Consider the following 19905-nt stretch of genomic DNA (forward strand, 5'->3'; position numbering starts at 1 on the left):
TCCTTGTAAGAGGGGCTGAGCGAAATGTGAGGCAGACCGGCGATCCGGTCTGCCTTTGCTGCAAGAGGTCAGAGATCAAGGCCGTATTTCTTCTTCAGCCAGTCGCCCAGATAGCCGCGCAGATCGTCGCTGAGTGCCAGCGCCTGATCCATGTTCGCGCTCGCCTTGTCGCCGACGGCCTGATCATGTTCGCCGAAGAACTTCGCGTTCTCTTCGGCATAATCGGGATCGTCGATGATTTCCCGGATCGCTGCGACATAGGCGTCATAGATGTCGTCCGGCGTGTCGGCGGGCAGGAACAGCGATTTGGACGCGCCGGTGAACTGCAGGTGCATCTCGTAGAGCTCGCGCTCGGGTCCCGACAGATCGCTACCGTTGATCTGCTCGTAGAGCTCGAGATAGGTCGGAAGTTCGGGGAAGGCCGGATCGCGGACGATGTTGCCGTCAGCATCGAAATCGCCATAGGAGAAGATCGGCGTGACGATGCCGCTGTCGACCATGGACGCGTAGTCCTTGCGGTAGGCAGCCGAGGATGCGAACGCCAGGTTGATCTCGCCGCGCTCCATCGCGATACGGGCCGGGCCGCCACTGACGCCCCACACCGGCGTCACGTCCAGGCCCAGGCCATCAAAGCCCAGCAGGCGGAAGATCGACAGACCCCGCACGCTGTGATCGGCATAGCGTAGTTCGACGTCCTGCAGGGCCTTGACGTCCTCGGGGTCCGACGCGCCAGTGTCGGTATGGACAAGGGCGACTTCCCGCTGGGGAGTCAGGATCAGCGGACGCCACTCCTTCAGGTCGAATTGTGCGGCGGGGTCTTCGAACAGCCAGTTCAACTGCGTCGAAACCGTCATCGCGATCAGGGCGGTTCCGTCAGGCTCTGCGCGCGCCTCAAACTGATTGGCGCCGGGCATGCCACCGGCCCCGGGAATGTTGCTGACCACGACCGTCGGGTTGCCCGGAAGATGGTCGCTCAGCTTGCCTGCGAAAAACCGGCCATAGACGTCGGTAGCCCCGCCTGCCTTGAATGGCACGATCATCTCGATCCGTTTGCCCGAGAAATCGACCGTCGATTCTTGGGCAAAAGATGACGTTCCGAATGCGCTGCCCAGCACCGCCGCCGCTGCTGCGGCCAAGAAATTTCGCTTCATTTTCCTCTCCTTCTGGACTTTGTGAAGCCCGTTCTCGCTATAAAAATCGGTAGTCCGTTTCCCCGGCTCTTGCTGTGCCGATTGAAGGGGCGCGCCTATCGCGGCATCAGCCCTAGGATCTTGCGCGCTTCTGCCGGTGTCGCGGGGGGGCGGCCAACGGCCGTGCCCAACGCGGCCACGCGGCTGACCAGCGCGGCGTTTCCCTCAACCTCGACGCCGTCTACGCCGATCAAGCTGTCTTCGAACCCGACCCGGCAATGCCCCCCAAGGCCGAGGGCCAAGGTCTGAACAAGCGCATGATTTGCCCCACCCTTGGCCGCCCACCAATGCGCTCCCTCGGGCAGCAACGAAACCAGCTGCAGGATATGCGTGGCTGCGGCAGACGCGGTGACGTCATCCTTCAAAAACAGTCCGACGCAGGGTTGCCGAAGCCCGTCGACCTGTTCGCAGACGTCGATCAGGCGCTCGATCATTTCGGAATCCGAGCCATCGAACTCGGGGCAGACGCCGGCCTTCAGCATCGCCCTTGCCATCTGCGCGACGCGCTCATGAACATCCGCTCCCTGCTGCGGCCCCACGTCGCGTAGCGCCAGCGACGCCATTTCCGGCCCGAGCGCGATCGGCTGTAGCGCCTGCGCGACCGTCATGCCGCGCGTCCCGGTGCTGATTTGCACGATGATATCGCAGCGCGCGGTGATCCGCTCCTGTATCTCACGGTAGATCCCGATATCCTGGGTCGGCTTCCCATCGCTGTCGCGAGCATGCAGATGCGCGATCGACGCACCGGTCCGCGCGCAGGCCACGACGTCATCTGCGATCTCTTTTGGTGAGAGAGGGACGGCCGGATGATCGTTGCGATTGCGCCATGCGCCCAGCGGCGCGACACAAATGATGTTGGGCAAGCTCATCGGGGCTCTCCGGACGATGTGGCTGATTGCGTTTCTGACCACCAGCGCCGCAACAGGCCTTTGGAGCCACCCGCCTCGATGATCTGTCGCAAACTGCCGTCAAGCGGCGGGAACGACCGGCTTTCGCCGCTGCTCAGGTTCTCGAGATGGCCGGATGCGAAATCAACTTGGATGCCGTCGCCGTCCTCGAACATGTCTGACACCCCCTCGCAGCCGGTCATGAAGGCCAGGCCGCTGCTGACGCCGGCACGCAACGAATTATACGGCATGCTTTCGCAGATCATCCCGACCCCCAGGGCTTGCAGGGCAATGAACCCCTGCGCATGGGGCTTGCCCGAGGCGAAGTCGGTGCCACCGATGACCACGTCACCCGCCGTCGCGGCCTCGGCGAAACCGGGGCGCACGTCCTCGAAGAGATGCGGAATGAGCTTTTGCGGGTCGGTTACGCGACCGATTGCCAACCGGAACGGGATGAACCCGTCGTCTAGCGGAACGTCGTCGCCGAATTTATGCGCGCGGCCCCGGAACACCCAATTCACGTGGCTGACCTTTCTTCAAGAAATCGACGAGGGTCGCTGATCGCCCCTGCAACCGCCGACGCCGCCACAGTCGCCGGGCTGGCAAGAAAGATGGCCGCGTCCTTTGCGCCCATCCGTCCGAAGTTGTTGACGGCCGCTGTGCAAATCGAGGTTTCGCCAGACCCCAAAGGCCCCATCGTGCCGCCGGCGCACGGCCCGCACCCCGCTGGCAGCAGGATCGCACCCGCCTTGCGAAAAACGTCGCCCAGCCCTTCGCGCTCCAGTCTGGCGATGGTGACATTGCTGCCGGGGGTGACCAGGAAACGCGTGCCCGCTGCGACGGTCCTGCCTCTTAGGATGTCGGCTGCAACCACCAGATCATCGAATGTCCCTGACCCGCAGGATCCGAGATAAGCATGGTCCACCGCGCGACCCAGTTCCACGGCCTGCAACGGGATGGTTTTCTCGCCGCCAGGAAGCACGGCCTGAGGCTCGAGCGCCGAAAGATCGACGGCGAGTTCGCTTTCATAGCCCGCATCCGGATCGGCCGTGACGATTTCGCCGCCCGCAAGACCTCGATCACGGTACCATTTCGCCGTCTGTTCGTCAGGGGCAAAGTACGTCGCGCAAATCCCGATCTCGGTGAGCGTGTTGCACAGGGCGATACGTTCCGCCACCGGAAGCTGGTGCAGTCCCGGTCCATGAAACTCGATGGCACGGTAGTCATAAGCCCCGTGGCGGCCGGACACGAAATCCGCCGCGAGCCGAAACCCCAGATCCCGGGCCATGACCCCGGGCGCCATCTTGCCGGTCAACTCGACCTTGATCGTATGAGGCACCTGAACCCAGATCGTGCCCTGCGCCAGCACGGTGATGATTTCGGATCCGGTGCGAAGCGCAAGCGCCCCTACTGCACCGAAATTGGTGCAGTGCATGTCATAACAAAGCAGGAACATACCCGGCCGCACGAGCCCCTTTTCCATGGGAAAGACATGCCCCTGACCACCCTGTCCCACATCATAGAAGCGCGAGATGCCCCACTTTTCGGCGACAAGCCGGTTCTGACGCGCCCGTTCTGCTGCCAGAGGTGTGGCGTGGATCACGTCGTGATCGGTGACGAACATCACCCGATCGGGATCGAAAACCCTGTGGATGCCAAGCCCGCTCAGTTCGCGGTAGGCCGTCGCGATGTAACCGTCATGGACGATAACGAGGTCAGGATCGGGATGAACAATGTCGCCCGGCACCACCCTCGCGGCGCTGGAGGCGCGCGCCAGATGTTTTTCGATCGCTGTCAGCCCCATTGCTCCTCCCATGAACCTGATCCTGTTCCGCCGAATGGAACAATAATTAAATTTGATGTACCAACATACGGAACAGCATGTCAAGAATATCAGGGCTTGCGCCGTCTTCATTCAGATCGATGCTGCGTCTTGTAGGGAGCTGAGACTCGACGTCATGATCGCTAGAGCGGCCAAGAGTCTGGAAAACGGAGTCGAAATTGATCAATCAGCCAAGCATCCGGCGCATCGGTCCCGGTCAAGTAAAGCGCTGTCACGGCGACCCGCTGGCTGCTCTTGCCGCTCCTTGGGTCAGCGCATGTGAACCTGAATTCAGAGGTCTTAGCTCATGAACAAGACAACGCCGCGAAGCGGATCGTCGCGTGGCACCGGCGGCGCAGCGGGAAAGACGCTCGAGGTTCTCAAGGCCTTTGCCGATGGGCAAGAGGCATGGGGTGTCCGAGAACTGGCTGCGGCGCTCGATCTGCCGACCAGCTCGGTCCACCGCTCGTTGAAGATCCTGCAGGATCACGGGCTTCTCGGACGGGACGATGTCTCGGGACGCTATCGTCTGGGCAATGAATGGCATCGCTGGTCGATGCTTTCGCGGCGGCATTTTCGTCTGCCGGGGCTGGTTCGGCCTGTGGCCCGCAGCTTGGCCAGCGAAGTTCGCGCTCCTGTATGGCTCGCGGTTTTTGACCCTTCCGGGCCTTATGTCTGGGCCGCTTTCGAAGAGTCGCCGGGTGCGAGTGAACCTATCGTACAGATTGGGCTGGAAGAGCCCTTGACCGCTGGCGCCGCAGGGCTGGCGGTGCTTGCCGCCACCGTGTCAGCCGAGCAGACGGAGGCGACAGACACCGATGCGACCGGGCGCTATCAGGCGGAATTCGATCATTTGGCCAAGCATGGCTTCCTTGCGTATCCTGACGACGAAGACGAGCTGTCCGTCAGCCTCGCGGCGCCGATCCTCAACGCATTGCAGCAGCCCTTGGGCAGCCTTGTCGTGACCCTGCCCGCAAGCCAGCTCACAAAAGAGCGTGCGGCTGAAGCCGGCGCGTTGTTGTCAGCCGCAGCCCGCCGCATTTCGATCAGCTTTGCGACACGCTTCCTGATCGGCAGCGACGCCGCAAGTTCGCAGCCCGGCATGCAGACGCTGGCCAACATCCTGCGGTTCAAGAACAATCGGCTCGAACTGACACCATGGCGCAGCGGCGGCAGCGACAAGCTAGGCGAGATCAATGACGGTCGAGCCGCCTATGCCACCGCGGTCGGAAGCGCATTGAACGACGTCAGACGCGGCGTTGCCCCGTTCCCGCGTCCCCTCGAGCGCCTGCGCACCGTCACGGCCCTAATGCCGTTGCAGTTGCACATACTGGTCGCGGCAGACCTTCCGCCTGTGTCCTTCATCGATCTTGCGCGCCTGCGCGTGTCTGCGGGTGAACGCGATTATGCCACCGCCGTCCTCTATCTTCGCCTGATGGCCGAGGCTGGCTTGAATGAAGCGGACTTTGAAAGACAGGGCGGCGGGTGCTTTTTCCTCGACTATCGCGAAAGCAACCGACTATTCGAACAAGGGCGCCTTGACGTCCTCGTTTCACTCAACGCGCCCCCACACCCACGATACCGCAAGCTTGCTCGCAAACGGCCCTTCAGGCTTCTTGCGCTCGAAGACGATCTTGTCGCGGCATTCTTGAATAAGGGCAGCGGTTTGGCCCGAAGCGTCATCGCCCCCGGTCACTACCCCGGACAGACCGAGGCGGTTCAGACCGTGGAATCGCCGCTGCTGATCGTGACGGCCGAGGATCGCAATGAGGACGAAGTGTATGATTTCGTCCAGGCCGCGAGCGCGCATGCCGTGGAACTGGCCGAAATGAAGCCGGCTTTCGAGGTGAGAAGCCCGGACGCAGCTTGCCCCGGCTGTCTGGTCGAGACGCATCCCGGCGCGGCACGTTTCTTTGCCGAACAGCATAAGCGGCAGGGCCGTAGGTTCAGGACTCATAGCCAATAAATGACGATTGCGGCGAGAACGATGCGTCTCGCCACGGCCGATCGTCTGGCCAACTGCATAGCACTTTGCTGCGTCGTCGCTTGGCGAGTATCATGGCTGGCGATGCTCAACCGCGAAACAGCGGGAGCAGAACCTGCTGCAGTCTTCACGGACGCGGAGCGCCACGTGCTCGAACACGCGATGCCGGATAGAAAGCGCCAGCCACCTTACGATCTTGATTTCTACGTCAGAGCGGTCGCTCGCCTCGGCGGATATCTCGACCGTGCTTCCGATGCGCCGCCGGGGACGACCGTCATATGGCAGGGCTTCTCGCGTCTCGCGGACCTCGTCGAAGGAGCCCGCATCGCAAAGCCGCCGCCAGAGACTTATGGGTAACTGCAAGATCAATCGGGCGGTTACTACGCAGGCGCTTATGTCTACGGCGAAAGCGAGAAGAGCTATGGCTGAAAATGGGTGATGCGGCCTGAGAAGGCGGCGTATCGTGGCGGGTGCTGAAGCCTGCCAGAACCTCCCGAAGGAGCGATACGCCATGAAGAACGATACCGACATCATCCCGCTTCGTCAGCCCCATTCGCTGGACGATCCATTGACCGAGATTGCCCGCGAGGGGGCGCGCCGGATGTTGGCTGCGGCCTTGCGGGCGGAGGCGGATGCCTTCGTCGCGGAGCTTGTCGAAACCCGGCTGCCAGATGGGCGTCAGCGCGTGGTTCGGCACGGCTACGGCCCCGAGCGCGAGATCCAGACCGGGATTGGGGGGCTCGCAGTCAGGCGGCCGAAGGTTCGCGATCGCTTGGCAGGAAGCGAGGACGACAAGATCCGGTTCAACTCTTCCATCCTGCCCCGGTGGGCACGGCGCTCCCGCAGCCTCGATGCGTTGTTGCCGGTTCTCTATCTCCGCGGCATCTCGACGGGGGACTTCCAGGAGGCCCTCGCGGCCCTGCTCGGCGAGAACGCCCCGAACCTGTCGCCTGGTGTGCTGTCGCGCCTGACCGGCGAATGGGAGACGGAGTATGGGCGCTGGCAGCGCCGCGACCTCGCCGCGCGCCGCTATGCCTATGTCTGGGCCGACGGGGTCTACCTCCAGGCCCGGATGGAGCCGCAAGCCGAATGCATGCTGGTGCTCATCGGCGCCACGCCGGAGGGGAAGAAAGAGCTCGTGGGCTTTCAAGTCGGCATGCGCGAGAGCGCGCAGAGCTGGCGCGAACTGCTGGTCGACCTCAAGGCGCGCGGCCTGACCTGCGCTCCGGAAATCGCTGTCGGCGACGGCGCACTCGGGTTTTGGAAAGCGCTCGATGAGGTATTCCCCAGCACCAGGCAGCAGAGGTGCTGGGTTCACAAGACGTCGAACGTGTTGAACAAGGTCCCCAAATCCCTCCAGCCCGCCGTCAAATCCGACCTGCGCGAGATCTGGCAAGCCGAGACCCGTGTCGCCGCCGAGGCCGCGTTGGACGTCTTCGTCGAGAAATACGGCGCGAAATACCAGAAGGCCGCAACCTGTCTGAGCAAGGACCGCGAGGCGCTGTTGGCGTTCTATGATTTTCCCGCTGATCACTGGGACCATTTGCGGACCTCGAACCCAATTGAGAGCGTGTTCGCCACCGTCAGGCATCGGACGGTTCGCACGAAAGGTGCGCTATCCCAGAAGACGGCTCGCTTGATGGTTTACAAACTGGTGCAAGCCGCCGCGAAGGGATGGCGTCGCCTGAAGGGCGCCAACCAGTTGCCAATGGTGATCGAGGGCGTCAAATTCACCGACGGCGTCCTCGACGCCAAGAACCGCGCCGCCTGATCGAAGCGCGTCACCCAGATTCAATCATAGCTCAAGCGAGAAGCGGATCGAACTGGTTGATGGTCGGGTACGAAAAACCTACGGCCACGGCAAGCCTTCAGAGGCGTGGGACGTGCTGATCCGCGATCATCATGAAGGCTACGTTGGCTGGGCCGAGTATGAGCGGAATGAATAGCCCCGCGTTTCTTAGACGCCCTCTTGCCTCAGTTTCTGCTGCCACTCGAAGTCGACGGGCGACAGCATTCCGTTCCGCGCGTGCTTGCGCTTCGGGTTGTAGAACATTTCGATGTAGTCGAACACGTCCCGCCGGGCTTCCTCGCGCGTCCGGTAAGTCCGGCGCCTGATCCGCTCGCGCTTGAGCAGGTTGAAGAAGCTCTCGGCGACGGCATTGTCGTGGCAGTTGCCTCGACGGCTCATGGAATGCTCCAGATTGTGGGCTTTTAGGAAAGCGGCCCAGTCCATGCTGGTGAACTGGCTTCCCTGATCGGAGTGGATCAGCACCTTAGCCTTCGGCTTCCTCCGCCATATGGCCATGAGCAGAGCCTGGAGAACGACGTCGGTCGTCTGACGCGACTGCATGGACCATCCGACCACGCGCCGAGAGAAGAGATCGATGACAACAGCGAGGTAAGCGAAGCCTTCCTGCGTCCGGATGTAGGTGATGTCGGTCACCCAGACCGTATCCGGAGCCTCGACATCAAATTGCCGATCCAGGGTGTTGTCGACGACGACCGACGGCCTGCCGCCATACTTGCCCGGGCGGCGCTTGTAGCCGATCTGCGCCGTGATCCCGGCCAGCTTGGTCAGGCGGGAGACGCGGTTCAGGCAGATGCTTTCGCCCTGTTCGACCAAGTCGTCGTGCAGCTTCCGCGAGCTATGGCTGAAAATGGGTGATGCAGCCTGAGAAGGCGGCGTATCGTGGCGGGTGCTGAAGCCTGCCAGAACCTCCCGAAGGAGCGATACGCCATGAAGAACGATACTGACATCATCCCGCTTCGTCAGCCCCATTCGCTGGACGATCCCCTGACCGAGATCGCCCGTGAGGGGGCGCGCCGGATGTTGGCTGCGGCCCTGCGGGCGGAGGCGGATGCCTTCGTCGCAGAGCTTGCCGAAACCCGCCTGCCAGATGGGCGCCAGCGCGTGGTTCGGCATGGCTACGGCCCCGAGCGTGAGATCCAGACCGGGATCGGCGGGCTCACAGTCAGGCGGCCGAAGGTCCGGGATCGGTCAGCGGAGAACGAAGCGGATAAGATCCGGTTCACATCCGCGATCCTGCCGAGGTGGGCGCGGCGCTCGCGCAGCTTGGACGCGCTGTTGCCGGTTCTCTACCTCCGCGGCATCTCGACCGGGGACTTCCAGGAGGCGCTTGCGGCCCTGCTCGGCGAGAACGCCCCGAACCTGTCGTCTGGCGTGCTGGCGCGCCTGACCGGTGAATGGGAAACGGAGTATGGGCGCTGGCAGCGCCGCGACCTCGCCGCGCGCCGCTACGCCTATGCCTGGGCCGACGGCGTCTATCTCCAGGCCCGAATGGAGCCGCAGGCCGAATGCATGCTGGTTCTCATCGGCGCGACGCCGGAAGGAAAGAAAGAGCTCGTGGGCTTTCAGGTCGGCATGCGCGAGAGCGCGCAGAGCTGGCGCGAACTGCTGGTCGACCTCAAGGCGCGCGGCCTGCCCTGCGCGCCCGAACTTGCTGTCGGCGACGGCGCGCTCGGGTTCTGGAAGGCGCTCGACGAGGTATTTCCCAGCACCAAGCACCAGAGGTGCTGGGTTCACAAAACTTCGAACGTGCTGAACAAGGTTCCCAAGTCCCTCCAGCCCGCCGTCAAAGCCGACCTGCGCGAGATCTGGCAGGCCGAGACCCGTGTCGCGGCCGAAGCCGCGCTGGACGTGTTCGTCGAGAAATACGGCGCGAAATACCACAAGGCCGCAACCTGTCTGACCAAAGACCGCGACGCGCTGCTGACGTTCTATGATTTTCCCGCCGATCACTGGGACCATCTGCGGACCTCGAACCCAATCGAGAGCGTGTTCGCCACTGTCAGGCACCGGACCGTCCGCACGAAGGGCGCGCTATCCCAGAAGACGGCGCGGCTGATGGTCTACAAGCTCGTGCAAGCCGCCGCGAAGGGATGGCGTCGCCTGAAGGGCGCCAACCAGTTGCCAATGGTGATCGAGGGCGTCAAATTCACCGACGGCGTCCTCGACGCCAAGAACCGCGCCGCCTGATCAAAGCGCGTCACCCAGATTCAATCATAGCTCGCTTCCGCTGCCCATAGACCTTACCGCTCTCGACCCACGCCTCCTTCAGAAGCTCGTCCTCCCGAGCGCGTTTGCTCAACGGCGCCTTCAGCCAAGCATAGAAGCCGCTCGGCTGGATGCGCAGGCACCGGCACATCGCCCGCACGGAGAACTGGCTGCGATGCTCGGCCACGAACGCGTATCTCACTTTGCATCCCTGGCGAAATACGCGGTGGCCTTTTTTAGGATGTCGCGCTCCTCCGACACCCGCGCCAGCTCCTTCTTCAGGCGCCGGATCTCGGTGTCCTTCTCCGCCTCGCCCGAAGAGTTCTTCGCGAACCTCTTCTTCCAAGCGTAGAGCAAATACGGGCTGACCCCGAGCCGCTGCGACACCTCCCTGACCGGGTAGCCCCGCTCGGTGATCTGCGCGACCGCATCTCGCTTGAACTCGTCGCTGAACTTGTTGCTGCTCATCATGGCCTCCTTGCCTCAAAATTAGCGAAGAAGGCGTCTACAAGACACGGGGCTATTCAGGCCGTGGACTTGCTGTTGCCTACACCGGCTCCTCACTCTCCTGTGCAGATAGTTGCAGACCCACATTGGCGCACTGATGCCGTCGGGGGCGGGGTTAGATCATCAAGCCGTCAACCTGCACCGATGTCTCCTGCAAGCCAGCGAAAAGTGTCTTCCGGCTGGTGGCTGGGGCGGACTTCTTCCAGACGAAGTTCCAGCTCGATGTGCTGTAGGTGAGTCAGCATCTGCTGCACGGCTCCCTCCGCATCACGGCTCCTAATTTTTTGGGCGATATCCGCGTGTTCATCGCGGGGGCATCCAGTTTCCCCGTCCGCGTGAACAAGGATAGCCAGGCAGGTCAGGACCTGCAATCGCATCATGAAACTGGCCAGATACGGATTGCGGGCAAGTTCCGCGAGCTTGAGGTGAAATTCGCCGGTCAGCCGGATCAGCTGGGAACGGTCCCCGGTCAGCCGCGCCTCTTGCTCCAGCGCAAGATGCTCGTCGAGCAAGCGAAGATCGGATGCGCTTGCGGATCGCACGATCTGGCGGATCAATTCCGGCTCTACCATGCGTCTTGCGTCGATGAGCGCCTGCGCATCCTCCCGCGAGGGATGGGCCACCGTGCAACTGTAGTTGGGCTTCTTGACGAAAACGCCCATCTCGCACAATTGAGAGGTCGCCTGACGCGCTAGGGTGCGGCTGACGCCGAAGGTGCGGGAAAGCTTTTCTTCGGTGATGCGCATGCCGGGCGGAAGCCGGTGCTCGAAGATCGCGCGGACCAAGCGGCGCGTGATCTCATCCGCCGTGCGGCCCCGCTGGCGCTTGAAGTCGCCCAGGCCACCTTCTCTTACGGTCGCGTCTGCTTCTCCGCGCAGATGGTCCATCTGTCGCTCCTGCTCGGTGTCAATCAACACGGCAGTGTAAAGGTATCTGCGACGGGTGCTACACAAGAATTACCGATATTGCATGCAATTTTTTATAGGAAAAAAGCAAACTCTGTATACAGTTGATTTTGGCTGATGCCGAAAGAGAGATCTGGCGGCCCGAAGCGAACACTTGGGAGGGTACTGAATTGGTAAACGATATTAGGACATCTGAGACCTTCATTGGGCGGCTTGGCCGTCCGACACGCAGGCACGCCCTGGCCGCGCTGCTGACCAGCGCGCTTGTTGCCGCCGGCGGTCTTCCGCAGTTTGCGGCAGCACAGGACCGGTCCGAAACGCTGATCGTCGCAGGCCCCCGGACGCCGGAATCCCTTGACCAAGAATACCCGCCCACCGAGGCCACGCACGAGATGCGTCGCAACCTCTACGAGCGCCTTCTGGCCTATGAGATGGTAGAGCGAGAGGATGGTATCCTCTACGAGGATTTCGACAGCATCGTAGGCGCCCTAGCGGAAAGCTGGGAGGTATCCGACGACAAGACTTCGATCACCTTCCATCTTCGAGACGGGGTGATGAGCACCGCTGGAAACGAACTGAACGCCGATGACGTGATGTGGTCCTTCGAGCGCGGCTGGAACCTCGAAGCGAACTTCCACTGGTATATGACTCAGGTCCTCAAGATCAAATCTTTCGACGAGGCCTTCGAAAAGGTCGATGACATGACCGTGCGGGTGACGATCCCGAACTCGTCGCCGTTAATCGAGGACCTGTGGGTGAACAACGACCTCGGGATCCTCGACTCGGTGGAGATGGCAAAGCACACGACCGACCAAGATCCCTGGGGCAGCCGGTGGCTGGCCACCAACAGCGCCTCTTTCGGTCCTTACGCAGCAACACGCTACGCCCCGGGCCAGGAGGTGATCTATGAGGCGAACGAGAACTACTACCGCGGGGTCCCCCGCATCAAGCGCGTGATCTTCCGGGAGATGCCGACCAGTTCCAACCGGGTGGCCGCCTTGCAAGCCGGTGCTGTCGATGTAGCCGAATGGCTTCTTCCGCGCGAGCTGTCCTTCCTGGAGAAGATGCCGGGCGTCGAGGTCCAGCAGGTCTTCGGCAACTACATCCACCGCGTCGAGATGAACAACGAGGCGGAGCCGTTCGACGATCCGAAGGTGCGCCAAGCGCTGAACTACCTCGTGCCGCGCGACCAGATCTCTCAGGCGGTCTACCACGGCACGGCCCGGGCCACGCACAGCCCGGTGTCCGAGATCTATCCCGGCTTCACCGATGCGGGTTTCCCCTACGAATACAATGTGGAGCGCGCGAAGGAATTGCTGGCAGAGGCCGGGCATGAGGACGGTTTCACCGTCGAGCTGGGCTACCGCACCGGCGACCAGCTCGAGGAAGAGATTGCAGTCATCCTGCAAACTGCCTTCGCCGAAGCGGGTGTGACGCTGGAACTGTCGCGCCTGCCGGCCTCCACCCTGGTGGAACGCTACACGGGGGGCGACATCCCGATGTACTTCTTTCGCGACATGGCGATCGTTCCCGATGCGGCCTATGGTTCCAACCTCTGGTTGAACAGCGAGTCGCTGATCAACTACTCTAACTACAAGAACGAGGAAGTCGACCAGCTAATCGACGCGGCCCTCACCACCATCGACCAGGAAAAGCGGATCGCCGACATGGAACGTGTCCAGAAGATCGTGGTCGAAGAGGCGCCCTGGGTGTTTTTGTTCAACCCCGGCTACCAGCTGGCGCATCGCGCCAACGTCAAGGGTTTCTCCTGGTACACGCCGAACGCGAACAACTGGTACGATTTCTACAAGAACTGATATGCTGGGCGGCGCGTAAAGCGTCGCCCTCGCAATCACGCTAGATGGGGTTCTCTATGACAATCTCCGACACTTGGCACCGGCTTCCAAGACCGGTGCGGATCGTCCTCGCGCGTCTGCCGCTGCTTGTGCCGCAGATGCTGGGCGTAATCTTCGTGACCTTCATCCTGGTCCGTCTGCTGCCCGGCGATCCGGTCCTGCTGATGCTAGGCAACATGGCGACGGAAGAAAGCATTGCAACCCTGCGCGAGCAGCTGGGCCTGGACGGGTCCATCTGGTCGCAGTTCCTGGTGTACTTCCAGAACCTGATTCAGGGAGATCTGGGCGTATCCATGTTCACGTCGAACCCGGTCATCAAGGACCTGCTGGAACGCGCACCGGCGACGCTGGAGCTGATTACATATGCGATGATCCTGACGTTGCTGATCGCGGTGCCCACGGCCATCTACGCCACGGTGCGCCCAAAATCCATCGTCGACCGCGCGTCGCGCGTCTATGGGCTGGCGGCGGGGTCGCTGCCGGATTTCTGGGTGGCGCTGCTGCTAATCTTCATCTTCTTCACGACCTTCGGCATCGCCGTCGCGCCCTTCGGCCGGATCGACCCGATGCTGTCCGCGCCGGAATTCGTGACCGGTTTCTACACCCTCGACGCGCTCCTGGCCGGGGACCTGCAGGCGTTCCTGTCCGCCGGCAGCCGCCTGCTGCTGCCCGTCATCACCCTGGCGATCGTGAACTCGGGGGCGCTGATGAAGATGACATCCTCGGCCTTCGGCGAAATCTGGCACAGCGACTTCATCCAGCACCAGCGGGCCAGCGGCGTTCCGGAACGCAAGATCATCCGCGCCGCTCTGCGCAACAGCCTGCCGCCGCTGATCACCCTGACCGGGTTTCTCTTCGGCTTCCTCCTGGGTGCCGCGGTGCTGGTCGAGACGATCTTTTCCTGGGGCGGGCTGGGGCAGTACGCGGTGATGGCGGTCATCAATTCCGACTACCCGGCGCTGCAGGGCTTCGTGCTTGTCGCGGCTGCCTTCATCCTCATCGTCTACCTGATCGTCGATGTGCTTTACGAAATCGTTGATCCGAGGATCGAGGTATGAGCGCGACCATGACCCCCGCCGAGACCCCCCACACCGACCTTTCCGCCACGTCCGACTTGGGCCGTTTCCTGGTCCGGCGCCCGGCCGCGCTGATCGGCCTGACGCTGCTGGTTCTTCAGATCTTGGCGATCATCTTCGCACCGGTCCTGTCCACGCATGATCCGATGCAAGCCAATGCCCTCAGGTCACTGCAGCCGCCATCGTGGGAAAACTGGCTGGGCACCGACGTGTCGGGAATGGATATCTATTCGCGCATCATCTATGCCACCCGCATCAACCTGCTGATCAGCGTCACCGCCGTCGGCGCGGCCTTCATCGTGGGCGTGCCCATCGGTCTGCTGGTCGGGTACTACCGCGGCTGGGCCAGCAACCTGACCATGCGTGTCTTCGACTTCGTCCAGTCCTTCCCGGTCTTCGTGATGGGCATGGCGCTGGTGTCGGTTATGGGGCAGGAGATCTGGAACGTCGCCATCGCGCTTGGTGTGCTCTTTACGCCGGTCTTCGCCCGGCTGATCCGGGCCGAGACGCTGTCGTTGAGAGAACGGTCGTTCATCGCCGCGGCGAAATGCAGCGGCGCCACCGACATCAAGATCCTGTTCCGCCACATCCTGCCCAACGCGCTGTCCCCGGCGATCGTCCAGATCTCCATCAGCATCGGCATGGCGATCCTGCTTACGGCCGGCCTGTCCTTCATCGGGGCCGGGGTGCGCATGCCGACGCCGGAATGGGGGCTGATGGTTTCCACCGGATCGCAGCAGATGATCCTGGGCATCTGGTGGGTGTCCTTCTTCCCGGGACTGGCGATCATCCTGTCGGTGCTGAGCTTCGCGCTCATCGCCGATGCAGCAAGAGACTTCATCGACCCGCGGAGGGCGCGTTAATGTCTAAGAAAGTGCTACTCGAGACACGCGATCTCAGCGTCGCCTTTGGTGACAAGCTTGCCCTAGACCGGGTGAACATCGCGCTTGCCGAGAACGAGGTCGTGGGCATCGTAGGCGAGACCGGCGCGGGCAAGTCGCTGCTTGCGCGCAGCCTGATCGGCCTGCTTCCGCCGGGGGCGGAAAGGACCAACGGCGATGTCTGGTCGGATGGCCGGGCGCTGTCGACGATGTCGCCAGCAGAGCTGCGCAACTTGCGCGGCGGGGTGGTGTCGCTGATCGGAACCAACGCCAAGGCCCTGCTGGACCCGGTCCAGCCGGTGGGCGAACAGGTTGCCACCGTGCTTCGCAGCCATCGGCGCCTTTCGCACCGGGCCGCGCGCCAAGCCGCGGTGAAGCTTTTCCGCCAAGTCGGCATCACCGATCCCGAAAGCCGCGCGACGGCCTATCCGCACCAGCTTTCCGGCGGCATGGCACAGCGCATCGTGATCGCCATGGCGCTTGTGGCGGGGCCGAAGGTGGTCTTGGCCGACGACGCGACGCTGGGTCTGGACGCGACCATCCAGGTGCAGGTACTGGACCTGCTGGTGGAACGATGCCGCACCGAAGGCTTGGGCACCCTGATAATCACCCACGACCTCGGGATCGTCTCGCAGTATTGCGACCGGGTCGCGATCATGAAGGGCGGCCAGATCGTCGAGCAGAACGATGTCTCGGCCTTCCTGGCGGGTCCGCAGACAAGCTACGGGCAAGAGCTGCTGAAGGCCGCCAAGGTCCGTCCGACCCTGATCAAGGGCGATGGCGACGGCGACGGCGAGACGTTGCCCAAGGTCGGGGACGGCACTAGGACTGGGCCGAAGTCGAGCCCGCTGCTGCAGATCCGCGACATGGTCAAGCATTTCCGCGGACGCGACGGCGGGGTGGTCAAGGCCGTCGACGAGATCTCGATCGAGATCGGGCGCGGAGAGACGCTTGCCCTGGTGGGTGAAAGCGGCTCGGGCAAGACCACGGCTGGGCAGTGCATCGTCCGACTTCTGGACATCAACTGCGGCGAGATCGTCTTCGACGGAAAGGAGATCGGTAATCTTCCTGCGTCTGAATTCCGCGCGATGCGCAAGCGGATCCAGATGGTGTTCCAGGAACCCTACGTGGCGCTGAACCCTCGTTGGCGGGTGGAGGACCTGATTTCCGAGCCGCTGTCGCTTGACGAGACGGTGCGCTCTGCCGCCGACAGGCGCAGCCGGGTGCTGGAGATGCTGGAGGCGGTGCGCCTGCCCAAGACGCTGGCCAAAGTCTTCCCGCATGAGCTGACGGCGGGCGAGCAGAAGCGCGTGGGCATGGCGCGGGCCTTGGCGACACGTCCGGATTTCGTGGTGTTCGACGAACCGACGACCGCCCTGGACATCCGCGTGCGGGCGCAGATCATCGACCTGATCCGCACGCTGCAACGGGAAATGGGGCTCTCCGCGCTCTTCATCACGCATGACCTGAACTCCGTGCGCTCGCTGGCGCATCGGGTGGCTGTGATGCGCTACGGCAAGATCGTGGAAACCGGCGATACCTCCACCATCTTCGAGCGGCCGGGGCACGACTACACGCGCATGCTGCTCGACGCGGAGCTGCCGATCGAGCGGGTCGCGGAAAAAGACCTGATGGGCGCGATATGAGCGGATCGCACATCATCGTCACGGGCGCCTCGGGTCTGTTGGGCAATGCCGTACGAGTGTTGCTGGAGGAGAGGGGCTGCAAGGTGCTGGCGGTCGACCGTAGCGCAGGGCAGGTCGACGGCAGGCCGGTGCTGGCGGCGGATGTCACGGATGTTCACGCCCTGCACGGCCTGGCGCATGAACATGACATCGGCGGGATCATCCACTGCGGCGCGTTTTCCGGCCCGATGGTCGCGGCAGACAGCCCCGTGCAGATGGTCGACGTCAACATCGTCGGCACTGCGAACATGCTGGAACTGGCGCGCCGCGTCGGCGGAGTGCGGGTCGTCTTCTGCTCTTCAGCCAGCGCCGTTGGCCCCACGCCGGAAGGGCTGTCGCCGGTGACGGAGGCCGTGACGACCAATCCCTCGACGGTGTATGGTGCCAGCAAGGTCGCAGGCGAGGCGCTGATGTCGGGCTACCGGCGGCAGTTCGGCGTCGATGGCGTCAGCATTCGCATCTCCTGGGTCTATGGCCCGCGTCGCACCACCAGCTGCGTGATCCGCCAGATGATCACCGACGCCCTCGCCGGCAGGCCGACACGCTTGCCGTTCGGTAAGGGCTTTCCGCGGCAGTTCATCCATGTCTCGGACGCGGCGGCCGCGCTGGTGGCGGCCTTCGATCATCCTGACCTGCCCCTCAACACCTACAACGTCACAGGCGGCGATTTCCCGACCCTGGACGAGGTGGCGGAAGCGGTGTGCGGGATCGAGCCGCGGGCGGACATCGCGCTGGAGGAAGGGGCCGATCCGGGCGACGATTTTCAGCAGCGCTTCGACATCTCCGCCGCGGCGCGGGATTTTGGCTACAGGCCGAGCGTCAGCCTTGCCGAGGGCATGACGGCCTACCGCGATTGGCTTGCGGCGCAGGCCGGGAAAGACAGTGAATGATTGGAACGGAGAAGCACATGCTCAGCTTGAAGGGGCGGAAGGCCCTGATCACGGGCGGCAGCCGGGGGATCGGCGCGGCCATCGCCGGTGTCTTTGCGGATGCGGGCGCCGAGGTCTCGATCTGCCATGTCGGTGACGAGGAGAACGCCGCCGCGCTGACACAGGCACTGGAAACCCGCGGGCACAAGCTGCACAGCGGAAGCTGCGATGTCGCCTGTGCCGATGCGGTCGCCAAGTTCATCGGCGAACTGCAGCAGGATTTCGGCGCCATCGACATCCTGGTCAACTGCGCCGGGATCGGCGGCGATCTGGATTTCGCCGACATGGATGTCGCCGTCTGGGACCGGATGATCGCGGTAAACCTGCGTAGCGTGTTCTTGGTGACCCATCAGCTGTTTCCCGGCATGGTCGAACGCGGCTACGGCCGTATCATCAACGTGGCGTCCCAGCTAGCCTACAAGGGCGCCCCGGGGCTGGTGCATTACTGCGCGGCCAAGGCCGGCGTGGTCGGCTTCACGCGCGCACTGGCCTACGAGGGGGCGCCGCACAACGTTCTGGTCAACGGCATCGCGCCGGGGCCGGTGGAAACCCCGCTGCTGTCCGGTCTCAGCGACGACTGGCGCGCGATGAAGAAGGCCCAGCTTCCAGTCGGCCGGTTCGGCAAGGTGGAGGAGATCGCCCCCACCGCGTTGCTGCTCGCCTCGGAAGAGGCGGGGGCGTTCTATTGCGGCCAGACCCTGTCGCCCAATGGCGGCGACGTGATGCTTTGACGGTCAGGATGTTAGGAAACAAGATGCAGGAATACGACCTCGTTATCCGGGGCGGCACCGTCGTGACTGCGGCGGATACGGTTCTCGCCGATGTCGGTATCGTCGGCGAGAAGATTGTCGCGGTTGCCCTCGATCTGCCGCGCGGCGCCGAGGAAATCGACGCCACCGGCCTGCTGGTGATGCCGGGCGGGATCGACAGCCATGTGCACCTAGCGCAGCCGTCCTTCGGCGGGCCGAAGATGGCCGACGGGTTCGAGACGGGCACGCGTTCGGCGCTGGCGGGCGGCAACACCACCGTGATGCCCTTCGCGCTGCAGCCCCGCGGTGCCTCGCTGCGCGAAAGCGTCATGGCCTACCACAAGGAGGCCGACGGCCAAGCCCTGTGCGACTATGCCTTCCACATGATCGTCACCAACGCCGACAGCACCGTGCTGGAACAGGAGCTTCCGGCCCTGATCGCCGATGGCTACACCTCTCTCAAGATCTTCATGACCTATGAGGATATGGTCCTGAACGACCGCGAGATCCTCGGCGTCCTGGACAGCGCCCGGCGGCACAACGCGCTGGTAATGGTGCATTGCGAGGGCTATGACGCCATCCGCTACATGACGGAGCGGCTGGAGCTGGAAGGCAAGACCGCGCCTTACTACCACGGCGTGTCCCGGCCCCAGTCGGTCGAGCGCGAAGCCACCCACCGCGCGATCAGCCATGCCGAGTTAGCCGGCGCGCGGATGATGATCGTGCACGTTTCCGGCCGGGAGCCGATGGAGCAGATCCGCTGGGCGCAGCAACGCGGCATTCCGATCTTGGCGGAGACCTGCACGCAATATGTCTCTCTCGAGGCCGACGACCTTGCAGGGCTGAACATGGACGAGAGCGGCGGGAAATACGTCTGCTCGCCGCCGCCGCGCGAAAAGGCCGATTGGGAGGCCATCTGGGAAGGCATCCGCACCGGCGTCTTCCAGACCTTCTCGTCCGATCACTGCCCCTTCTTCTACGAAGGCGAGGACGGCAAGAAGAACGCCAAGGCGCGCACCAGTTTCAAATGGGTCCCGAACGGCATTCCGGGCGTCGCGGTGCGTATGCCGATTCTGTTTTCCGAAGGCGTGCGCAAGGGGCGGATCACCGTCAACGAATTCGTTGCGCTGACCTCAACGAACCACGCCAGAATCTACGGCCTCTATCCCCGTAAGGGGTCCATCGCCCCCGGCTTCGACGCGGATATCGTGTTGTGGGATGCCGACCGCGAGGTGACGATCACCCAAGATCTCATGCAGCATGGGGCAGATTACACCCCTTACGAGGGTATGGAAGTGACCGGCTGGCCGGTGATGACCATGCTGCGCGGCCGCGTCGCGATGCGCGATGACAAGGTGCTTGCTAGTCGCGGAAACGGCGGCTTCATATCGCGTACAGAAGAATAAGGGTCACATTCAG

Annotated in this window: 16 protein-coding genes and 2 pseudogenes; 11 read left to right on the forward strand and 7 right to left on the reverse strand. The window is 63.1% G+C overall.

The features are described from left to right. Positions 1 to 68: 68 nt before the first annotated feature. The 4 genes from CJ301_RS15570 to CJ301_RS15585 all read right to left on the reverse strand — a co-directional run bounded on the left by CJ301_RS15570 (position 69) and on the right by CJ301_RS15585 (position 3881). Positions 69 to 1151 (reverse strand): Bug family tripartite tricarboxylate transporter substrate binding protein, encoded by a 1083-nt coding sequence (locus CJ301_RS15570; RefSeq protein ID WP_099278292.1) that lies wholly within the window; start codon positions 1149 to 1151, stop codon positions 69 to 71. Between the two features lie 95 nt (positions 1152 to 1246). Then, the gene (locus CJ301_RS15575) at positions 1247 to 2059 is read right to left on the reverse strand and encodes a 3-keto-5-aminohexanoate cleavage protein (protein WP_099278293.1); all 813 of its coding nucleotides are present in this window, start codon (positions 2057 to 2059) and stop codon (positions 1247 to 1249) included. Beyond that, a complete protein-coding gene (locus CJ301_RS15580) occupies positions 2056 to 2598 on the reverse strand; it encodes a hypothetical protein (protein WP_099278294.1) in 543 nt (180 codons plus the stop codon). Before CJ301_RS15580 ends, CJ301_RS15575 begins: the two co-directional genes overlap by 4 nt. After that, positions 2595 to 3881 carry a 3-isopropylmalate dehydratase large subunit gene (locus CJ301_RS15585; RefSeq protein ID WP_162620570.1) on the reverse strand — a complete coding sequence of 429 codons (1287 nt, stop codon included), beginning with the start codon at positions 3879 to 3881 and terminating at the stop codon, positions 2595 to 2597. The genes CJ301_RS15580 and CJ301_RS15585 overlap by 4 nt, the downstream gene beginning before the upstream one ends. Before the next feature lie 325 nt (positions 3882 to 4206). On the opposite strand from CJ301_RS15585, the gene CJ301_RS15590 reads away from it, so the two are divergent. The 3 genes from CJ301_RS15590 to CJ301_RS15600 all read left to right on the forward strand — a co-directional run bounded on the left by CJ301_RS15590 (position 4207) and on the right by CJ301_RS15600 (position 7654). After that, positions 4207 to 5865 (forward strand): TAXI family TRAP transporter solute-binding subunit, encoded by a 1659-nt coding sequence (locus CJ301_RS15590; RefSeq protein WP_099278296.1) that lies wholly within the window; start codon positions 4207 to 4209, stop codon positions 5863 to 5865. Further along, positions 5866 to 6240 (forward strand): IS4 family transposase, encoded by a 375-nt coding sequence (locus tag CJ301_RS15595; RefSeq protein ID WP_099278297.1) that lies wholly within the window; start codon positions 5866 to 5868, stop codon positions 6238 to 6240. Between the two features lie 154 nt (positions 6241 to 6394). Further along, entirely contained in the window at positions 6395 to 7654 is a 1260-nt protein-coding gene (locus CJ301_RS15600; protein WP_099278298.1) for an IS256 family transposase, read from the forward strand. A 186-nt stretch (positions 7655 to 7840) separates the two neighbouring features. Here the strand turns inward: CJ301_RS15600 and CJ301_RS15605 are convergent. After that, positions 7841 to 8524 (reverse strand): annotated as a pseudogene (locus CJ301_RS15605) (IS3 family transposase); the annotation flags it as partial. A 96-nt stretch (positions 8525 to 8620) separates the two neighbouring features. Between CJ301_RS15605 and CJ301_RS15610 the strand changes: the two are divergent. After that, complete coding sequence (locus CJ301_RS15610) at positions 8621 to 9880, forward strand: IS256 family transposase (protein WP_099278299.1); 1260 nt, start codon at positions 8621 to 8623, stop codon at positions 9878 to 9880. 34 nt (positions 9881 to 9914) lie between these two features. On the opposite strand, the pseudogene CJ301_RS15615 reads toward CJ301_RS15610, so the two are convergent. Next, a pseudogene (locus CJ301_RS15615) lies at positions 9915 to 10369 on the reverse strand (transposase); the annotation flags it as partial. 167 nt (positions 10370 to 10536) lie between these two features. Then, positions 10537 to 11292 carry a GntR family transcriptional regulator gene (locus CJ301_RS15620; protein ID WP_099278300.1) on the reverse strand — a complete coding sequence of 252 codons (756 nt, stop codon included), beginning with the start codon at positions 11290 to 11292 and terminating at the stop codon, positions 10537 to 10539. A gap of 128 nt (positions 11293 to 11420) precedes the next feature. Here CJ301_RS15620 and CJ301_RS15625 point away from each other — a divergent pair, with 128 nt between their 5' ends. The 7 genes from CJ301_RS15625 to hydA are packed head-to-tail and all read left to right on the forward strand — an operon-like array spanning position 11421 to position 19892. Further along, positions 11421 to 13127 (forward strand): ABC transporter substrate-binding protein, encoded by a 1707-nt coding sequence (locus tag CJ301_RS15625; RefSeq protein ID WP_216823309.1) that lies wholly within the window; start codon positions 11421 to 11423, stop codon positions 13125 to 13127. A gap of 56 nt (positions 13128 to 13183) precedes the next feature. Beyond that, positions 13184 to 14224 (forward strand): ABC transporter permease, encoded by a 1041-nt coding sequence (locus CJ301_RS15630; RefSeq protein WP_216823310.1) that lies wholly within the window; start codon positions 13184 to 13186, stop codon positions 14222 to 14224. Further along, entirely contained in the window at positions 14221 to 15105 is an 885-nt protein-coding gene (locus CJ301_RS15635; protein WP_216823311.1) for an ABC transporter permease, read from the forward strand. The genes CJ301_RS15630 and CJ301_RS15635 overlap by 4 nt, the downstream gene beginning before the upstream one ends. Continuing rightward, the gene (locus CJ301_RS15640) at positions 15105 to 16769 is read left to right on the forward strand and encodes an ATP-binding cassette domain-containing protein (RefSeq protein ID WP_099278301.1); all 1665 of its coding nucleotides are present in this window, start codon (positions 15105 to 15107) and stop codon (positions 16767 to 16769) included. Before CJ301_RS15635 ends, CJ301_RS15640 begins: the two co-directional genes overlap by 1 nt. Continuing rightward, the gene (locus CJ301_RS15645; protein ID WP_099278302.1) at positions 16766 to 17698 is read left to right on the forward strand and encodes an NAD-dependent epimerase/dehydratase family protein; all 933 of its coding nucleotides are present in this window, start codon (positions 16766 to 16768) and stop codon (positions 17696 to 17698) included. The genes CJ301_RS15640 and CJ301_RS15645 overlap by 4 nt, the downstream gene beginning before the upstream one ends. A gap of 17 nt (positions 17699 to 17715) precedes the next feature. Next, on the forward strand, positions 17716 to 18468 hold the full coding sequence (locus CJ301_RS15650) for an SDR family NAD(P)-dependent oxidoreductase (protein ID WP_099278303.1): 753 nt from the start codon (positions 17716 to 17718) through the stop codon (positions 18466 to 18468). A gap of 23 nt (positions 18469 to 18491) precedes the next feature. Beyond that, positions 18492 to 19892 carry a dihydropyrimidinase gene (hydA, locus tag CJ301_RS15655; protein WP_099278304.1) on the forward strand — a complete coding sequence of 467 codons (1401 nt, stop codon included), beginning with the start codon at positions 18492 to 18494 and terminating at the stop codon, positions 19890 to 19892. Positions 19893 to 19905 lie beyond the last annotated feature (13 nt).

Source organism: Limimaricola cinnabarinus (assembly GCF_002723615.1).
GTDB classification, from domain to species: Bacteria; Pseudomonadota; Alphaproteobacteria; order Rhodobacterales; family Rhodobacteraceae; genus Limimaricola; species Limimaricola cinnabarinus_B.

Coding starts and splice junctions, on each gene's coding strand:
- CJ301_RS15600 (WP_099278298.1), top strand. CDS start 6,395: ATGAAGAACGATACCGACATCATCCCGCTTCGTCAGCCCCATTCGCTG.
- CJ301_RS15575 (WP_099278293.1), bottom strand. CDS start 2,059: ATGAGCTTGCCCAACATCATTTGTGTCGCGCCGCTGGGCGCATGGCGC.
- CJ301_RS15645 (WP_099278302.1), top strand. CDS start 16,766: ATGAGCGGATCGCACATCATCGTCACGGGCGCCTCGGGTCTGTTGGGC.
- hydA (WP_099278304.1), top strand. CDS start 18,492: ATGCAGGAATACGACCTCGTTATCCGGGGCGGCACCGTCGTGACTGCG.
- CJ301_RS15620 (WP_099278300.1), bottom strand. CDS start 11,292: ATGGACCATCTGCGCGGAGAAGCAGACGCGACCGTAAGAGAAGGTGGC.
- CJ301_RS15630 (WP_216823310.1), top strand. CDS start 13,184: ATGACAATCTCCGACACTTGGCACCGGCTTCCAAGACCGGTGCGGATC.
- CJ301_RS15640 (WP_099278301.1), top strand. CDS start 15,105: ATGTCTAAGAAAGTGCTACTCGAGACACGCGATCTCAGCGTCGCCTTT.
- CJ301_RS15590 (WP_099278296.1), top strand. CDS start 4,207: ATGAACAAGACAACGCCGCGAAGCGGATCGTCGCGTGGCACCGGCGGC.
- CJ301_RS15610 (WP_099278299.1), top strand. CDS start 8,621: ATGAAGAACGATACTGACATCATCCCGCTTCGTCAGCCCCATTCGCTG.
- CJ301_RS15650 (WP_099278303.1), top strand. CDS start 17,716: ATGCTCAGCTTGAAGGGGCGGAAGGCCCTGATCACGGGCGGCAGCCGG.
- CJ301_RS15585 (WP_162620570.1), bottom strand. CDS start 3,881: ATGGGGCTGACAGCGATCGAAAAACATCTGGCGCGCGCCTCCAGCGCC.
- CJ301_RS15635 (WP_216823311.1), top strand. CDS start 14,221: ATGAGCGCGACCATGACCCCCGCCGAGACCCCCCACACCGACCTTTCC.
- CJ301_RS15570 (WP_099278292.1), bottom strand. CDS start 1,151: ATGAAGCGAAATTTCTTGGCCGCAGCAGCGGCGGCGGTGCTGGGCAGC.
- CJ301_RS15595 (WP_099278297.1), top strand. CDS start 5,866: ATGACGATTGCGGCGAGAACGATGCGTCTCGCCACGGCCGATCGTCTG.